The sequence below is a fragment of the Shouchella oshimensis genome (assembly GCF_004375095.1).
GTDB lineage: Bacteria > Bacillota > Bacilli > Bacillales > Bacillaceae_D > Shouchella > Shouchella oshimensis.
Window position 1 is genome coordinate 387,952 of the sequence record NZ_SNUX01000002.1, and the last position, 15,936, is coordinate 403,887.

Sequence of the window (15,936 nt, forward strand, 5' to 3'; positions counted from 1 at the left end):
GGTATGATTAATGCGTGATAAAACATGCCTATTCTACCGTATTCATTTTAACATGATAAGAACGGATGATTAATACAGCTCTAGTGAAGAAGGAGGCAGAATGATTGTGGAAAAAGAAGTCTATTTACCAATAGAGGGTATGACATGTGCAGCGTGTGCGAATCGCATTGAAAAAGGATTGACCCGACTGGATGGCATTGATGAGGCAAATGTTAACTTTGGGACAGAAAAAGCAAAGATACGCTACGACTCAGATAAAATAACCCCACAGGTATTTGAAGAAAAAATTGAACATTTAGGATACAACGTTCGTAAGGAAAAAGTGGTTTTTGCTATTACTGGCATGACGTGTGCAGCGTGTGCCAATCGCATTGAAAAGAAGCTATCACGAACAGACGGTGTTTCCAGCGCGAGTGTCAATTTTGCCGTTGAGAATGTCACAGTAGAATACAATTCAAGTCAAGTCTCGCCAGTTGACTTAAAAGAAGCAGTAAAAAAAATTGGCTATACGTTAAACGAACAAGAATCAAATGAAGAAATAACTGACTACCGCGATAGAGACATTCGGAACCAAACTGGGAAATTTATCTTTGCGGCACTATTATCGGCGCCGCTTTTGTGGACAATGGTAACACATTTTGAATGGACGTCCTTTCTCTATATACCTGACATGTTTATGAATCCATGGGTGCAGCTTGCTCTTGCCACGCCTGTCCAATTTATTGCTGGAGCACAGTTTTATAAGGGAGCTTATAAAGCGCTTAGAAGCAAGAGTGCTAATATGGATGTGTTAATTGCGCTTGGCACGACTGTTGCTTTCTTCTATAGTCTTTTCTTAGGATACGAGTGGCATATGGCTGGTCAAGTAGGGATGCCAGAGCTTTACTTTGAAGCAGCTGCAGTCATTATTACCCTCGTTATTTTAGGAAAGTTATTTGAAATACGTGCAAAAGGTCGAACAGGGAAGGCAATTGAAAAATTACTTGATATGCAAGCGAAGACTGCCCGTATTGTGCGTGATGGCGAAGAAGTGGAAGTACCTGTAGAAGCTGTTGTGGTTGGTGACACGTTCATTGTCCGTCCTGGTGAAAAAATACCGGTAGATGGAGAAATTGTAAAAGGAATGTCTGCTCTTGATGAGTCAATGATTACTGGAGAGAGTATCCCTGTTGATAAAAAGCCAAAGGATGTTGTGATTGGCGGAACAATCAACAAAAATGGAACGCTTACCGTGAACGCAACGAAAGTAGGAAAAGATACGGCTCTCGCGCAAATTGTAAAAGTAGTTGAGGAGGCGCAAGGTAGTAAAGCTGATATTCAGCGCGTTGCCGACCGTGTGTCAGGCGTGTTTGTGCCAATTGTCGTGCTTATTGCAGTAGGTTCTTTTCTTGCATGGTATTTCCTAATCGAGCCAGGAGATGTGCGTTCAGCTCTCGTACCGCTCATTACGGTACTTGTAATCGCTTGTCCGTGTGCTCTCGGACTCGCAACGCCAACGTCTATTATGGCAGGATCAGGAAGAGCAGCGGAAATGGGTGTTCTTTTTAAAGGCGGCGAACATTTAGAGCATACGCGGAATATTGAAACGGTTGTACTTGATAAAACAGGGACAGTGACAAAAGGAGAGCCAGAATTAACGGATGTACACATTGTAAAGGGAATGGAACAAGACGTATTAGCACTTGTAGGCGCAGCTGAAAAACATTCTGAGCACCCACTTGCACACGCGATTGTTGACGGCATCAAGAAGCGAGGCATTCCTATTCCAGAGCCTGAACAGTTCACGGCTTTGCCTGGATATGGGGTAAAGGCACAAGTGAATGGTAAGAACCTCTCTATTGGAACAAGAAAGTTAATGAAACAGCACCAAGTGAATAGTCAAGCGATTGAAGAAAAGATGGCAACTCTCGAAACAGACGGGAAAACAGCGATGATAATCGCGATTGATCATGAGGTAGCAGGACTTATCGCTGTCTCTGATACGGTTAAAGATACGTCCAAAGCAGCGATAGCGCGGATGAAGTCTCTTGGGCTAGAGGTCATTATGCTAACTGGTGATAACGAAAAAACAGCGTCGGCCATTGGGCATCAAGTGGGGATTGACCGTGTCATCGCAGAAGTCGTTCCAGAGCAAAAAGCAGATGAAATAAAAAAGCTTCAGCTAGAAGGTAAGAAAGTGGCTATGGTTGGAGATGGCATGAATGATGCACCTGCATTGGCTGTAGCAGACGTTGGAATGGCGATTGGGACTGGGACAGATGTAGCTATTGAAGCAGCAGATGTTACGTTAATGCGAGGTGATTTACAAAGCGTCGCTGATAGTATTCAGCTTAGTGAGAAAACGATGCGAAATATTAAACAAAATTTATTCTTTGCCTTTGTTTACAATTCAGCAGGTATCCCAATTGCTGCTGCAGGGTTACTAGCACCTTGGGTAGCTGGAGCAGCGATGGCATTTAGCTCGGTTTCGGTCATCTTAAATGCGCTACGTCTACAACGAATGCGTTTTAAGAAAGAAGGTGACTCTCGTGCAAACTAAGACGTGGGTACTCATTGGAATCGTTTATCTTCTATTGGTTATCGGAATGTACGGGTTTATTACTGGTGAAAACATTTTCCAAAATAACATGATTCACGAAGAGCACAGTGAAGAGTTTGTAGAAGAGTCTGACGTGGATCACAGTGGACACAATCAACATGAAGATCATGGAACGGGTAAATCACAAGTCATAACACATGTCATGTACCAAGAGGATCAATTAATGATCCAGCTTGAAGATGATGAGGGGAATATACCTGATTTAGACATCTCTCATGAAAAAGAAATGCATGTGATCGTGGTGTCCAATGACTTGAAGCAGTATTTGCACCTGCACCCAGAAAAGCAAGATGAAGGGGTGTTTGTTATCAACCAATCTCTTGCTGACGGAGAGTATCAGATTTTTGTTGATGTGTCACCGAAAGGAAAAATGTATACTCCTTCTGCAAATGCTATGCAAGTAGGCGAAGCACCAACGGCGAAAACTCAGTTGGAAGAAGATGTGGTTTGGACAAAAGAAATTGAAGGAAAAACGGTCACGCTAGAAACGGTTGAAGCCATAGTTGATGAACCCGTCCAACTGGTATTTGACCTACATGGTGAAACGCCTGAACCTTATTTAGGAGCACTTGGCCATGTCGTCATTTTAGATGAAGCTGTTGAAACGTTTATTCATGTTCATCCAGCTAGCAATGACGAGACCCGCTTCGATGCTCATTTTACTCAGTCGGGCACATATAAGCTATGGGCAGAGTTTCAGTTTCGCGATGAAGGCATTATTGCCTTTCCTTTTGTAATTGAAGTCAACTAAGGGAATAAACCAAAGAAAAAGGATGGAGGAACAATAAATGAAAACAATTGACTTAAAGGTAAGTGGCATGTCTTGTGGACATTGTGTTTCAAGCATAGAAACTGGCGTTGGCAACATGGATGGCGTTGACGAGGTGCATGTAAAGCTAGACGAAGGACGTGTTACGATCACGTTTGATAGCGATCAAGTAAACAAGGGAATGCTCAAACTAACAATAGAAGACCTTGGTTACGATATCCAGTAAAAATAGAAGCAAAACATTCGAACCATCTTTTGGTTCGGATTTTTTGCTATTTGCATAGACATCATATAGGAATACATTGCTAGGCTATTCAAACGGATTTGTCCATTGTTTAATAGGAATAGACCTCTAGTTTTGTAACTGGTAAAATAATACTCTGTAGCCTAAATAAAAAAAATTAGTCTAAATGAAGAATGTCTAGTTGACTAATCGGATTTAAAGGAATAAAGTAAGTGGTAGAAAAAAGCAACGTTTTTAACAGTATAGGGAGGGTTATGGATGGATGTTGGTTTAACGATTGCGGTTGTAGCATCAGTTGTAATCGTCGCTGCAATCCTATTTTGGATGCAACGAAAGCATTTATCGTTTTCAGTACGCGTATTAACCGCTTTAGGAGCAGGTATTGCGCTTGGCTTTATTTTTCAATTTTTCTTTGATCCAGAATCAAACGTTATCGTCAATGCAATGGATTGGATAGGCATTGTTGGAACAGGTTATGTTCGCTTTTTACAAATGATTATGATGCCGCTTATTTTTGTGGCTATATTATCTGCCTTTACACGGATAAAAGCTGCAAAAGAGGTAGGCAAGATTAGTGGACTTGTGATAGGGATGCTCGTTGTAACGACTATTATTGCAGGTGCAATTGGATTTACGTCTGCTTCCGTGTTTAATCTAAGTGCAGACGATATTCAGGTAGGTTCCGCTGAGCAAGAGCGGGGTCTGTCAATGGAAGAGCGTTATGACACGATGGAAAGCACAACCATTCCTCAGCAAATTGTTCAGCTTATCCCGACAAACCCATTTGCTGATTTAACAGGAGCGCGACCAACGTCAACATTAGGTGTGGTAATCTTTGCAGCATTTTTAGGTGTTGCTTACTTAGGTGTTCGTCGTAAAGAACCGCAAGCTGCTGAGATGTTTGAAAAAATTATTGGTGCAATATTCTCCGTTGTGATGCGTGTTGTTACACTTATTTTACGCTTAACACCATATGGGGTACTCGCCATTATGACATCTACTGTAGCGCAAAGTGATTTAGGTGCTGTTATGACATTAGGAACGTTTGTGATTGCTTCCTATGTTGCATTAGCCGCTGTTTTCCTTGTGCATTTACTCATTTTACTATTTATGGGATTAAGCCCTGTGCAGTATTTGAAGAAGGCATTTCCAGTGTTGGCGTTTGCGTTTACGTCACGTACAAGCGCAGCTGCTTTACCAATGAATATTCAAACACAAAAGAAATTAGGCGTACCAGAAGGAACGGCGAATTTTGCAGGATCATTTGGTTTATCAATTGGTCAAAACGGTTGTGCTGGCGTTTATCCAGCTATGCTTGCGTTTATGATTGCACCGACAGTAGGACAAAACCCGTTTGAACCTGGTTTTATAGCGATGCTACTTGTTGTGATTGCTATTAGTTCGTTTGGTGTCGCTGGTGTAGGTGGCGGAGCAACCTTTGCAGCAATTCTTGTACTTGCCGCTATGGACTTACCAATTGCGTTAGCTGGTTTGTTAATTTCAATTGAACCGTTAATTGATATGGGACGTACAGCCGTAAACGTATCAGGAAGTATGATTTCCGGTATCTTTACTTCAAAAGTGAAAAAAGATTTGAATGTGGATGATTATAAAGATGATTCCCTTCGCATTGATGTATCTGAAGAAGCAAGCTAAAGACTAAGACCGCAATCCTTATGGATTGCGGTCTTTTTTCCGGCTTTCATGAACGAGGTGTAGGGCACTCAGGATTGCTGTAATCGGAATAATAAGAGCAACCCCAATTCCGGCACAGAAGATCGTAATTAGTTCGTTTGCAAACACTTTCGCATTAACCATTTCGCCTAGTGTATAGGATAAGTCTTTAAACCAAATTAAGAGTGCGAGCTGCCCGCCGAAAAACGCAAAGAATAAGGTGTTGGCATTCGTTCCTAAAATATCCCGTCCAATTTTCATTCCGAAAAGAAAAAGACGTTTTACGTTCGCATCCCGATGTTGCTTGTACAATTCCTGCATTGGAGACGTAATGGAGATTGCTGTGTCAGCAATAGCGCCAATTGTGCTCATCACAATGACGGAAGCGGCAATTTGTGTGAAGTCGAGTCCAATTAGAATGGAAAAGGACCCAAGCTCTTCAATTTCCTCCTCGCCAAACCCTTGTATCATTGTGTGATTCGTTACAAAAGAGATAAAGACTAACAAAACGGCAATTGTCAGCATTGTAGAGACAAAGGCTGTAATGGATTTACTGCTCCATTCATTAATAATAAATAGGGTTGCAGCAGCAATTAAGGTGCAAGCAACAAACGTGATTACCAATGGCTGCGCCTCTGGATTTGTCATAAAGACAATACCACCGAAGAGAATGATAAAATTTAAGAACAAGACGGCAAAAGAACGTGCCCCTTTTTTACCACCAACGACAAGCATGAGGATGAATAGAAGTACTGTTAAGACGGTAAGAACATTCAATTTTTAGCCCTCCTTCTACGGACGAAATAGAGGGATAAATAGAGACCGACAGGAATGGCTAGAACAATGCCAATCCCTGCCACTAATGCGCGTGCCAGTTCTAACGATAAATTAAGTGATACGATAAATTCTAGCGGTGAATGGTTTTTAAAATAGAGAAGGATACTTGGAATCGATCCACTTATGTACGCAAAGAACATAATGTTAATCATTGCTCCCATGACATCCCGTCCTACTTCCAAACCTGAAGCTTTCAATGTGGATTCCTCAATGGCTTCGTTTTCCTCGTACATGCCAAAAATAGAGGCAGACATCGTAATGGATACATCCATCACTGCCCCTAATATGCCAATTAATACTCCAGCCATAAAAACAGTTTGATAGGGTCGCGTTAAAAACTGCATCTCTTCAAATCGTAAACCATTGTTATTTAATTGAGTTAAGACGACGTAAGCTAATGCCATTGTAATCGTAGTGACAATGAGCGTTGAAAGGATTGCTGTGTACGTTTTTTCATTTGCTCCATTGACAAGTAGTAAGGTTATCACTGTGAAAAGGATGGAGCTAATTGCACAAATGACCAGCAACCAATCGTTAGATGCTTGTAAATAGATGTCTAGGGCGAATGATAAGATGAGCCCATTCACACCTAATGATAGAGCCGAATAGAGTCCTTGTCGTTTTCCAACTGCCATGAGAACAAATAAAAACAGCCATGCGATCATAACGAGGTAATGATCGCGTTTCACATCGGTAATGGAACCAGTCAACTCTTCATCTTCAAACGAATCAACCCAAATAAAGACATCATCTCCAGCCGAAAATGCTTGGTCGTAGGCTCCTGAATCAGAATAGTGGTTGGTTAATGTAATAGTTTGCCCTTGATGCTCTCCATTTTGAATTTTTGCGTTAATGGACTGGGAATAAATCGTATCTTCATTGCCGAATTGATCGATGACATGCTCTTCTTCATAATTGGTGACATCGGTTATCGTCGCAATAGGTCTTTCATAAAAAGAATAATTATTCCATACAAACAGAATGGAGGAGACTGCTAGAAGAACAAGCGCTATCATCCATTTTAGAGATTTTCGCGTAATCATTTTTCGAGTCATGCTCAAGCCCGGCTTTCTTTTTTTCAATTCTGTTTACCGTATCAGGTGAACAAGAAAAGGTCAATTTAAAAAACGAGGCTGGGACATAACGAAAAGTAGTATTTGATTGCTGAGTAGCACCGCTACAGGAGAATCCTTTGCTTTCCGTTGATACGGCCTCAGCCTCCTCCGTGGAAAACCGCCACTCCAGAGTCTTCAGACACGTGCTGATCCCCCAGGAGTCTTCGGATTCTCCTTCCACTCATTTTCATATAAAACAAACGACGAACGTTCCTATTTTCAGGAATGTTCGTCATTTTGGTCTGTCGATCTACTTTTGTCCCAGCCTCTTTAAAGGTCGTTCCATTCTTCTCTTAAGATACCCATGCGGACGGAATCATAGTAGTGGCCATTAAAATAACGAACGTTACGAATACGACCTTCCATTTGCATGCCGAGTTTCTCTGCTACACGAATCATTCGTTTATTTCCAGACCAAGTCGTTAACCCCACTCGAACATGATCCGTAGTTTGGAAGAGATGGTCCATCCACAGTTTTAAAGCACGGGTTCCTAAACCATGACCCCAGTTCGTTCCCTTGTAAAAAATGATTCCCATTTCAAGCCAAATCTTTTGTGCATCTTCATAGTAAAAGCTGACTGTTCCGCAGATCATGTTATTCACCGTAACTACCCAACGATCATCTTGGTTTACCCAGTTTTCGCTTTTTTGCATAAAAGCTTCATAAGCAATCGGACTATGAGGAAAGTAGGGGGCATCCCATTGTTTCCATTCCGGATTCGTCTCTTTATAAATCAATTCCCACAGTGTCGTTAAGTCATTCTGCTGAATTGGACGTATGGTTAGCTCTTCATCTGTATACATTCGTTTCCTCTTTTCCTGAGTCAAAAAAAGGTGCTCTCTTGCTTTTCATTCCCCTGTGTCTATGTAGGCTGGTTCATCATACTCATCTCTCATTTCGTACATCTTGTCATGTCAATGGATGAGAAGAAACAACAAAAGAGGGGAGAAGAGAGCTGTCAAGTTTGGAGAGCGGCACGCGTTAAGTGCGATCTGCGATCAATAAGTAAGTAGGGTATAAGCTGTCATGCAGCTCTCAAAAAGTGACATAGTACATTATGATATTTTTAATGATTTTGCTAATCGGCGCACAGCTTGCAATTCCTTGTAAGAGATTAATACAGAGCGAAACACACGATTACGTATGGAAATACTTTGATGAAGTGGTTTTTCTAATTCAGGATAAGACGATGTAACGTAATAAATTAAATCGGCGTAAGATAAATCCAGTTCTTTGCATGTTTGGTGTTTTTTAAGCAAATGGCTTTGAATCTTGTTAATCAACATAAACGCAGTTTGATTTTGTCTATGATTCATTTATAATCCCCCTTTAGTTAAAAAGCATAACAAAAAACAATGACTTCAATCAATACCCGGTCTGATCAATTTATAAACCGCTTTTTTAAAAACTACATGTAAAGCAGCTATTGAATAGAGGCTTGTGCGATACGTAAAATGGATACCTTAGTCATTTAGAGCTGATTATATGAAAATATGTGAATCTGGATAAGGGAGCCTTACACTGTTTCAATTTAAAGGATTCTATGAGATAATTAACATGTTTTCACTTAAGAGCGGGCTAAATTTGAGAGGTGTGATCCCTTAATGTACAAAGTAGAACGTACTGTCAATGGGGTAACAGTGACCTTCAAGGACTCAAACAGCCATTTGGATAAAACCTTTAATGATCCTGTTGCCGCAAAATTGTTGGCAAAAAAATTAAATTTAGACTTAATTATCGCAGACAACGATGAATGGCGAGTTGTAAGTTGTGGATAAATTGTTAAATAGATAGATACAGTTGGCTGACTGTAATAACCTTCAAATGATTTCATTTGAAGGTTTATTTTTGTGTCAGGTTTTAGAGGATGAGGATTGGAGGCGGTTGTGGCGACTTAGCAACGGGTGAAGCCATTTTTCGAAATCAACTCAAACAAAACGAAAAAGGATGCAACACGTTTGTCTGCATCCAATCTTTATGAAGTGCCTATTTTACTATTTTTACTCTAGCGTCGATGGAACCAACGTCTTTTTCACCTGGTGTATGTGCAGGTTTGCCAAATGGCATCTGTGCACGTAATTTCCATTCTTTTGGAATAGACCACGTTGAAGCAACCATTTCATCAACAAGTGGGTTATAGTGTTGTAAGGACGCACCTAGGCCTTCAATCTCAAGTCCAGTCCAAATCGCATATTGAAGCATACCTGAAGACTGTTCTGACCAAACCGGGAAGTTGTCTGCATAAAGTGCAAATGATTCTTGTAGTTGTTCAACAACACGTTGATCTTCAAAGAATAAGATCGTTCCATAACCGCCTTTGAATCCATCCATTCTTGCTTGTGTAGATGAGAAGTCCCCATCACCTACAACGTCTTTAAGAATGTCTGTCGTCTTCTCCCAAAAAGCATCGTGTTCTTTATCAAAAAGGACAAGTACACGTGCGGATTGGGAATTAAATGCAGAGGGTACATATGTTACTGCATGTTTAACAATTTCCTCCACTCGGTCTTTTGAGACGATTTCTTCTTTTCCTACGACATGATACGAGCGGCGATTTTCGAGTGCTTTATAAAAATCTGTCACAATCAATCTCTCCTTTCCTTTTCCATTTAAGGTTAAGCGATTTTGCTGTTTTCTATTCATTCCTCTTGTTAGTATATAAAGAAGATCATAAAGATGTAAGTACGCACATTTATGTAAGAAAGTATCCAATATGAAACTATAGAAGAAAAAGGAGCTAGTCATGGACTATTTGTCGTTGAAGGGTATACCAAGTAAACGAATCGTAAAGGATATCTGTGGTCTCTATCGAGATGTGTTCAACGAGGACCGTCAGTTGAATGAACGTATGGCCGATAAACCAAATGTAGATATACAACTTGCTTATGAGAACGGGACGTTAATAGGCTTTAAAATAGGTTATGAGCAAAGTCCGACTACGTTTTACAGTTGGTTAGGTGGCGTGCGGTCAACCTCTCAAGGAAAAGGCGTAGCCTTACAATTAATGAGAAATCAACATGCTAAAGCGAAGGAAGCAGGATACAAAATAGTTGAAACAAAAACGATGAATCGCTGGCGAAAGATGTTGCTACTAAATATTCGCTTTGGGTTTAATGTTACGGCTGTTGAAGAGAGTCAAACAGGTGATGGTAAGATTATTTTGCAGAAGGCTTTATGAGTACTCTGTAATAGCGGTTTACACAGGAGGAGGTATTCGTTCCATGACAAAAGTGATACATTTATGTCAAAAGGTACACTAGAACATAAGGGAGGAAATCGAAATGAAACAGTTTGAAGTTGCAAGTATTCCTGGAGATGGTATTGGAATAGAGGTCGTTCCTCAAGCTCAACGTGTTTTGAAAGCGGTTGCTGATGTGCATGGAGGACTAGCATTCCAATTTCATTCATTCCCATGGAGTTGCCAGTATTACATAGAGCACGGTGTTATGATGCCTGAAAATGGATTGGAGCAATTGAAATCGTTTGATGCCATTTTTTTAGGGGCAGTTGGTGATCCAAATCTTGTGCCAGATCACATTTCTCTGTGGGGGCTTCTTATTCAAATTCGTCGTGAGTTTGAACAAGTCATTAATATGAGACCGGCAAAACGACTTGATGGCATTCAGTCGCCATTACAGAACCCAAAGGACTTTGACCTAGTTGTGATTCGTGAAAACAGTGAAGGTGAATATAGCACGGTCGGGGGCCGTATTCATAGCAAGGAAGATGAAGTGGCCATTCAAAATGCTGTATTTACAAGAAGAGGCACCGAACGAGTGATGCGTTATGCGTTTGAAGTGGCAGCAAAACGAAAATGTTTTGTGACAAGTGCTACGAAATCAAACGGAATTGTTCACTCTATGCCGTTCTGGGATCAAGTATTTAAAGAAGTAAGTGAAGGCTATCCTGCTATAAAAACCGAATCTCAGCATATTGACGCATTAGCCGCCTTCTTTGTGACAAAGCCAGCTAGCTTCGATGTCATTGTTGCTTCGAACCTTTTCGGAGATATCCTAACAGATATCGGCGCTGCTATAATGGGGAGCATTGGCATTGCACCAGCTGCAAATATCAATGTAAATGGAAAGTACCCATCAATGTTTGAACCAGTTCATGGCTCTGCGCCAGACATTGTTGGGAAAGGATTAGCTAATCCAATTGGTCAAATATGGACTGCGAAAATGATGCTGGACCATTTTGGTGAAGAGGAGCTAGGGTCGTTTTTATTGGATGCAATTGAACGAGTCACAAGGAAAGGCATCGTCACCGCGGATCTTGGCGGCGCTCATTCAACAGATGAGGTAACAACTGCAATCATCGATGAATTGTATAACGCTCCATCTGTATAAAAGCATGATTCTACGAGGAAACGGGTACACCTTCATTAGCAGTAATGATTAACAGGACAAGTTGCTCAGAAACAATTTCTTACGAAGCGTTTTTTCTGATGAACATACGATACGATAGCGAAAATAGTACGAGTTAAAAAGGAGAGAGTTTGTTGACCTATGAAGAAAAACAGCTCCAATGGGCAATTTGGCAAGGGTTTTTCTTGTTAATTCTAATTGGACTTGGTATCGTTCTTATTTTTCGCTTTGGAGAAATGCTACCCTTTCTCCAATCCCTTTTTATAAGCGAAAAGTATTCTCTACCACTTCAAATAATGGCTGGTGTCACAATTGGTTTTTTGGTTGGATTTTTAACGCTTTACTTGTTGAAATGGACGAAGACAACATTACCAGAAAATGAGTTAGCGGATTTATTGCGTACGATCCTTTCAAAGCCTGTTGGATTTGTACCAGTTGTAATCGGTGCGCCTCTTGTGGAGGAATTTCTGTTTCGTGGTGTGCTCATTGGACTCTTTCTGGACATTCTACCAATTTGGATTCTACTCATCGTCAATGCGTTTTTGTTCATGCTCGTCCATGTCCCTCAATACAAAGGCATGCCCATTCTTCATGGGATCATTTTCTTCGTAGGCTTGTTACTTGCATATTTGTTTATTATTACAGGTGCGCTTATCGTCCCCATTCTTGTACACGCTGTTTACAACCTAGTAGTTGGGATCGCTATGCGTAAAATGGCATAAATATGTAAAGGAGAAGTCCATCCGGCTCTATTAGATTCGGAAACCTCCTCCCTCCATAGATTCGTTACGATTAACCTAATACAGTAGGTAATAAAACAAGTAAATTAGAGGATTCAATCTACGGAATCTTGGGTAGCAAAAAAGGGGAGGGTGTTAAAAGTGGATTTGTTTATGAATATGAGTTTGCTGCTTCCTATTGGAATAGCTGTTCTTGGTTGGATACTCGTGATTCTTTTTCGACGTCAGCCAACAAAAATTGTTTGGATCGGTATAAGTAAGCTGGTTGTAGCCTTTCTGCTATTCGTATTGTTTATTTTAGGTGAGGAAGCACAAGCAAATGAAACGGGACTTGGTATGACCGGCGCTCGTTTTTTAATCGTTCTTTTACCGAGTGCCATTATGGTCCTCGTGCTTGCTTTTACACAGCAATATAAAGTCAAACGATCAGCGAATAATAAAAACGAGCTCCGATGACATAAGGGAAAGGTGTGGGAAGTATGTTGGATAAAGATGAGATAGAAATGGTCGAACGAGAGTTGGCTTTTCTTGAACGTCTAAAAAAAGAAAGATGCCAACCTTCTTGTATGTTCATTCCTACAATTAATGAAGAGATAAGGGAAGTAAGGCGTGCAGTAAATTTGTCGAAAAAGAGGTGATACACTAGATGAATCAGCATCAAAGCGAGGTGCTTGTCAAACTGGTGAACGCATTTCAGTCAAAAGAAGTGTCATTTGGAATTGGTGGCTCGACACTTCTATTTCATCACGCTATCGCGAAAGAAGTAAATGATCTTGATTTTTTTATTGATTTGGTAGATGTAAAACGTGCTCAAGATGTGTTGATTCAATTAGGCGATGAAGAACAAGCCGATTATAAAAAACCATTCCAAACAGAGGTCTACAAATGCTTCAACATAGCAGGTGTCTCACTTGATATAATGGGTGGTTTTGCAATTGAACATGAAGACGGAGTGTATCGCTTTGCGTTTGACTCGTCAGCAGTCGCCTTTGATAAAGGACACATCCCTTATATGTTACTTGAAGACTGGTACGTTTTTTATCTGTTAATGCCGAATCGTGCACAGAAGGTGTCGATGATAGAGGCTCATTTTCGTGCTAAAGGAATAGAGCAAGTGGACAGGCTTCGACGTGCACTCATGCAGCCACTTCCACTTGGAGTGAAACAAAGGATAATAGAATGGCTATAAAAAGGGCGTTTTTCTTTGAGAAGAAGGAAGCGCTCTTTTTTTATAAAAAGATATAACAATTACATAATTAAGAAATTGACAAATCAATTTGAGTAGGCATATACTATCTGTAACCGGTTACACATTAAGGGGTAAAACATGACAACAATTAAAGATGTAGCAAAATATGCGAGAGTTTCTGTAGCTACAGTATCACGTGTACTAAACAATAAAGGTTATGTGAGTAAAGAAGCTGAAACAGCAGTACAGAAAGCGATAAAGGATCTTAACTATCGACCAAGTGCAGTTGCCCGCTCCCTTTACGATAAGAAATCAAGAATGATTGGTTTATTAATCCCTGATATCGCGAATCCCTTTTTTCCTGAGATTGCACGTGGGATTGAAGATGTAGCCTTAAAAGCTGGTTACACTGTCGTATTATGCAATACGGATAGCCAACTAAAAAAAGAAAAACATTACTTAAATACATTAGAACGGAAATATGTAGATGGAATTATCGTTGCCACTGGTGTTGGAGGCTATGAGCATTACAAAGCGTTAAATGTACCAATTGTGGCGTTAGACCGTTTCATAAGTGAGCATGTTCCAACTGTAACTGTGGAAAACAAACAAGGCGCAAAACTTGCAACGGAATATTTAATTCAAAAAGGTTGTAGGCATATTGCGCATCTTCGGGGTCAGACTGGTTTAGTGACAGCGGATGAACGGTATCAAGGGTTTAAAGAGACTGTTGAGCAGTTTGGAAAGCGACACACCGTTCTTGAAACAGGCTTTAACAGTTATAGAGCAGAAGAAATGGTTCGAGAATTACTAGAGCAACATCCAGATCTTGATGGTATTTTTGCAGCGAGTGATGTAGCTGCAGCAGGGGCAATGAAAGCGGCATATACAATGAAGCGTGTTGTGCCAGACGATTTGCAAATCATTGGGTTTGATGGTATTTCCTTCGGCGAAATGCTGAGTCCTTCTTTAACGACAGTGAAGCAGCCAATTTATCAGATAGGTGAAAAAGCCATTTCTTTATTAATTGATCAAATCGAAAACAGGCCAATAAAAACATTTCAGTATGTGTTTCCACCAATTATGCACATACGTGGAACGACAAAGTGAGGAAAACCATATGCGTAAGCCAAAAGTAACCGTCATTGGAAGTATTAATATGGACATGGTCACAACTACGTCTAAAGTGCCGAATCAAGGGGAAACAATTTTAGGAGAAACCTTTCAAACCGCATTCGGCGGAAAAGGAGCCAATCAGGCTGTCGCGGCGGCACGTTTAGGTGCAGATGTAGCGATGATTGGTCGAGTAGGGGACGATCCGTTTGGTCAGCTTTTGTTAAATGGCCTGGAAAAAGAAGGAGTTCGTATAGACAGTGTGGAACCGGTTACAGATGAAAGTTCAGGTGTAGCAACCATCTTACTTTCTGAAGGGGATAATCGAATCATTGTTACACCAGGAGCGAATCAGCACGTTGACTCCGCTTATATTGAATCATTTCGGAAGCTCATTGTTCAAAGCGATGTGGTCGTCATTCAATTAGAAATCCCGCTTCAATCGGTAGATTACACCGTTAAAATATGTAGTGAGGAAGGGGTACCTGTTATTTTGAATCCAGCACCTGCCCAGACACTTCCGATAGAAACCTATAAACGAGCTTCTTATTTAACACCGAATGAGAGTGAATACAATGAACTCTTTACGACTGTTCATGAGGAGTTGAAACAAAAACTCATTGTCACACAAGGCGCAAATGGTGTGCAGTGGTTTGAGGGGGATGAACGAAAGCGAGTACCAGGTCACACAGCATCTGTAGTGGATACGACAGGAGCTGGCGATACATTTAATGGGGCATTAGCCGTTGCCCTCGCTCGTAAGGAATCTCTAGAAGAGGCGATCACGTTTGCAAATGCTGCAGCTGCTTTGTCTGTTCAAGCTTTTGGAGCTCAAACAGGTATGCCATCAAATGAACAAGTAAAGACATTCTTAACTAACGCTGGAGGGCTTTAGAATGAAAAAGACAGGTATTTTAAATCGAGATATAGCTCGTATTCTTGCGACCCTTGGTCACACGGATCACATTGTCATTGCTGATTGTGGTCTGCCAATTCCTTCTGGAGTAGAGTGCATTGATTTATCGTTACGAAAAGGATTTCCTTCTTTCACGGACGTGCTAGAGGAAGTACTTGAAGATATGGAGGTTGAGGCTATGATAGCAGCTGAGGAAGTAAAAGACCAAAATCATATCTATTCAGCCATTGAAAGCAAAGGTATTCCTACTTATTTCTTACCACATCAAGATTTGAAAGTAGAAACAGCAAAAGCGAAAGCTGTCATACGGACGGGTGAAGTAACGCCATTTGCTAACGTTATCTTGCGCGCAGGCGTTTTATTCTAAGGGGG

Annotated in this window: 18 protein-coding genes; 13 read left to right on the top strand and 5 right to left on the bottom strand. The window is 40.8% G+C overall.

From position 1 onward, the window contains the following. Positions 1-100: 100 nt before the first annotated feature. From E2L03_RS08000 to E2L03_RS08015, 4 genes are all read left to right on the top strand, one after another. Positions 101-2,539: a heavy metal translocating P-type ATPase gene (locus E2L03_RS08000; RefSeq protein WP_134258891.1), complete on the top strand. Its 2,439-nt coding sequence runs from the start codon at positions 101-103 to the stop codon at positions 2,537-2,539. Beyond that, positions 2,529-3,350: a DUF8832 domain-containing protein gene (locus E2L03_RS08005; RefSeq protein ID WP_243839513.1), complete on the top strand. Its 822-nt coding sequence runs from the start codon at positions 2,529-2,531 to the stop codon at positions 3,348-3,350. The genes E2L03_RS08000 and E2L03_RS08005 overlap by 11 nt, the downstream gene beginning before the upstream one ends. Positions 3,351-3,387: 37 nt before the next feature. After that, positions 3,388-3,594, top strand: a complete 207-nt coding sequence (locus E2L03_RS08010; protein WP_134258892.1) for a copper ion binding protein — start codon at positions 3,388-3,390, stop codon at positions 3,592-3,594. A 276-nt stretch (positions 3,595-3,870) separates the two neighbouring features. Beyond that, positions 3,871-5,268 (top strand): L-cystine transporter, encoded by a 1,398-nt coding sequence (locus E2L03_RS08015; RefSeq protein WP_055737164.1) that lies wholly within the window; start codon positions 3,871-3,873, stop codon positions 5,266-5,268. An 18-nt stretch (positions 5,269-5,286) separates the two neighbouring features. Here E2L03_RS08015 and E2L03_RS08020 read toward each other — a convergent pair whose 3' ends face one another. From E2L03_RS08020 to E2L03_RS08035, 4 genes are all read right to left on the bottom strand, one after another. Continuing rightward, entirely contained in the window at positions 5,287-6,063 is a 777-nt protein-coding gene (locus E2L03_RS08020; RefSeq protein WP_038476538.1) for a YibE/F family protein, read from the bottom strand. Continuing rightward, the gene (locus E2L03_RS08025) at positions 6,060-7,166 is read right to left on the bottom strand and encodes a YibE/F family protein (RefSeq protein ID WP_236702452.1); all 1,107 of its coding nucleotides are present in this window, start codon (positions 7,164-7,166) and stop codon (positions 6,060-6,062) included. Before E2L03_RS08025 ends, E2L03_RS08020 begins: the two co-directional genes overlap by 4 nt. Positions 7,167-7,508: 342 nt before the next feature. Next, a complete protein-coding gene (locus E2L03_RS08030; RefSeq protein ID WP_055737166.1) occupies positions 7,509-8,042 on the bottom strand; it encodes a GNAT family N-acetyltransferase in 534 nt (177 codons plus the stop codon). Between the two features lie 252 nt (positions 8,043-8,294). After that, the gene (locus tag E2L03_RS08035) at positions 8,295-8,555 is read right to left on the bottom strand and encodes a hypothetical protein (protein WP_038476544.1); all 261 of its coding nucleotides are present in this window, start codon (positions 8,553-8,555) and stop codon (positions 8,295-8,297) included. A gap of 288 nt (positions 8,556-8,843) precedes the next feature. Between E2L03_RS08035 and E2L03_RS20310 the strand changes: the two genes are divergently transcribed. Next, a complete protein-coding gene (locus tag E2L03_RS20310) occupies positions 8,844-9,017 on the top strand; it encodes a hypothetical protein (protein ID WP_158318480.1) in 174 nt (57 codons plus the stop codon). A 208-nt stretch (positions 9,018-9,225) separates the two neighbouring features. On the opposite strand, the gene E2L03_RS08040 is transcribed toward E2L03_RS20310, so the two are convergent. Then, positions 9,226-9,882: a nitroreductase family protein gene (locus E2L03_RS08040; RefSeq protein ID WP_078440257.1), complete on the bottom strand. Its 657-nt coding sequence runs from the start codon at positions 9,880-9,882 to the stop codon at positions 9,226-9,228. Positions 9,883-9,982: 100 nt separating this feature from the next. Between E2L03_RS08040 and E2L03_RS08045 the strand changes: the two genes are divergently transcribed. The 8 genes from E2L03_RS08045 to rbsD all read left to right on the top strand — a co-directional run bounded on the left by E2L03_RS08045 (position 9,983) and on the right by rbsD (position 15,931). Further along, a complete protein-coding gene (locus E2L03_RS08045; RefSeq protein WP_124741255.1) occupies positions 9,983-10,417 on the top strand; it encodes a GNAT family N-acetyltransferase in 435 nt (144 codons plus the stop codon). Between the two features lie 103 nt (positions 10,418-10,520). Beyond that, entirely contained in the window at positions 10,521-11,588 is a 1,068-nt protein-coding gene (locus tag E2L03_RS08050; protein ID WP_124741256.1) for a tartrate dehydrogenase, read from the top strand. Between the two features lie 152 nt (positions 11,589-11,740). Beyond that, complete coding sequence (locus tag E2L03_RS08055) at positions 11,741-12,328, top strand: CPBP family intramembrane glutamic endopeptidase (RefSeq protein WP_124741257.1); 588 nt, start codon at positions 11,741-11,743, stop codon at positions 12,326-12,328. Positions 12,329-12,499: 171 nt separating this feature from the next. Beyond that, the gene (locus tag E2L03_RS08060; protein WP_166740225.1) at positions 12,500-12,802 is read left to right on the top strand and encodes a hypothetical protein; all 303 of its coding nucleotides are present in this window, start codon (positions 12,500-12,502) and stop codon (positions 12,800-12,802) included. Positions 12,803-12,992: 190 nt separating this feature from the next. After that, complete coding sequence (locus E2L03_RS08065) at positions 12,993-13,535, top strand: hypothetical protein (protein ID WP_124741259.1); 543 nt, start codon at positions 12,993-12,995, stop codon at positions 13,533-13,535. A 138-nt stretch (positions 13,536-13,673) separates the two neighbouring features. Continuing rightward, positions 13,674-14,645, top strand: a complete 972-nt coding sequence (locus E2L03_RS08070) for a LacI family DNA-binding transcriptional regulator (RefSeq protein ID WP_038476561.1) — start codon at positions 13,674-13,676, stop codon at positions 14,643-14,645. Between the two features lie 10 nt (positions 14,646-14,655). Continuing rightward, positions 14,656-15,543 (top strand): ribokinase, encoded by an 888-nt coding sequence (gene rbsK / locus E2L03_RS08075; protein WP_124741260.1) that lies wholly within the window; start codon positions 14,656-14,658, stop codon positions 15,541-15,543. Position 15,544: 1 nt separating this feature from the next. Then, positions 15,545-15,931, top strand: a complete 387-nt coding sequence (gene rbsD, locus E2L03_RS08080; RefSeq protein ID WP_124741261.1) for a D-ribose pyranase — start codon at positions 15,545-15,547, stop codon at positions 15,929-15,931. Positions 15,932-15,936 lie beyond the last annotated feature (5 nt).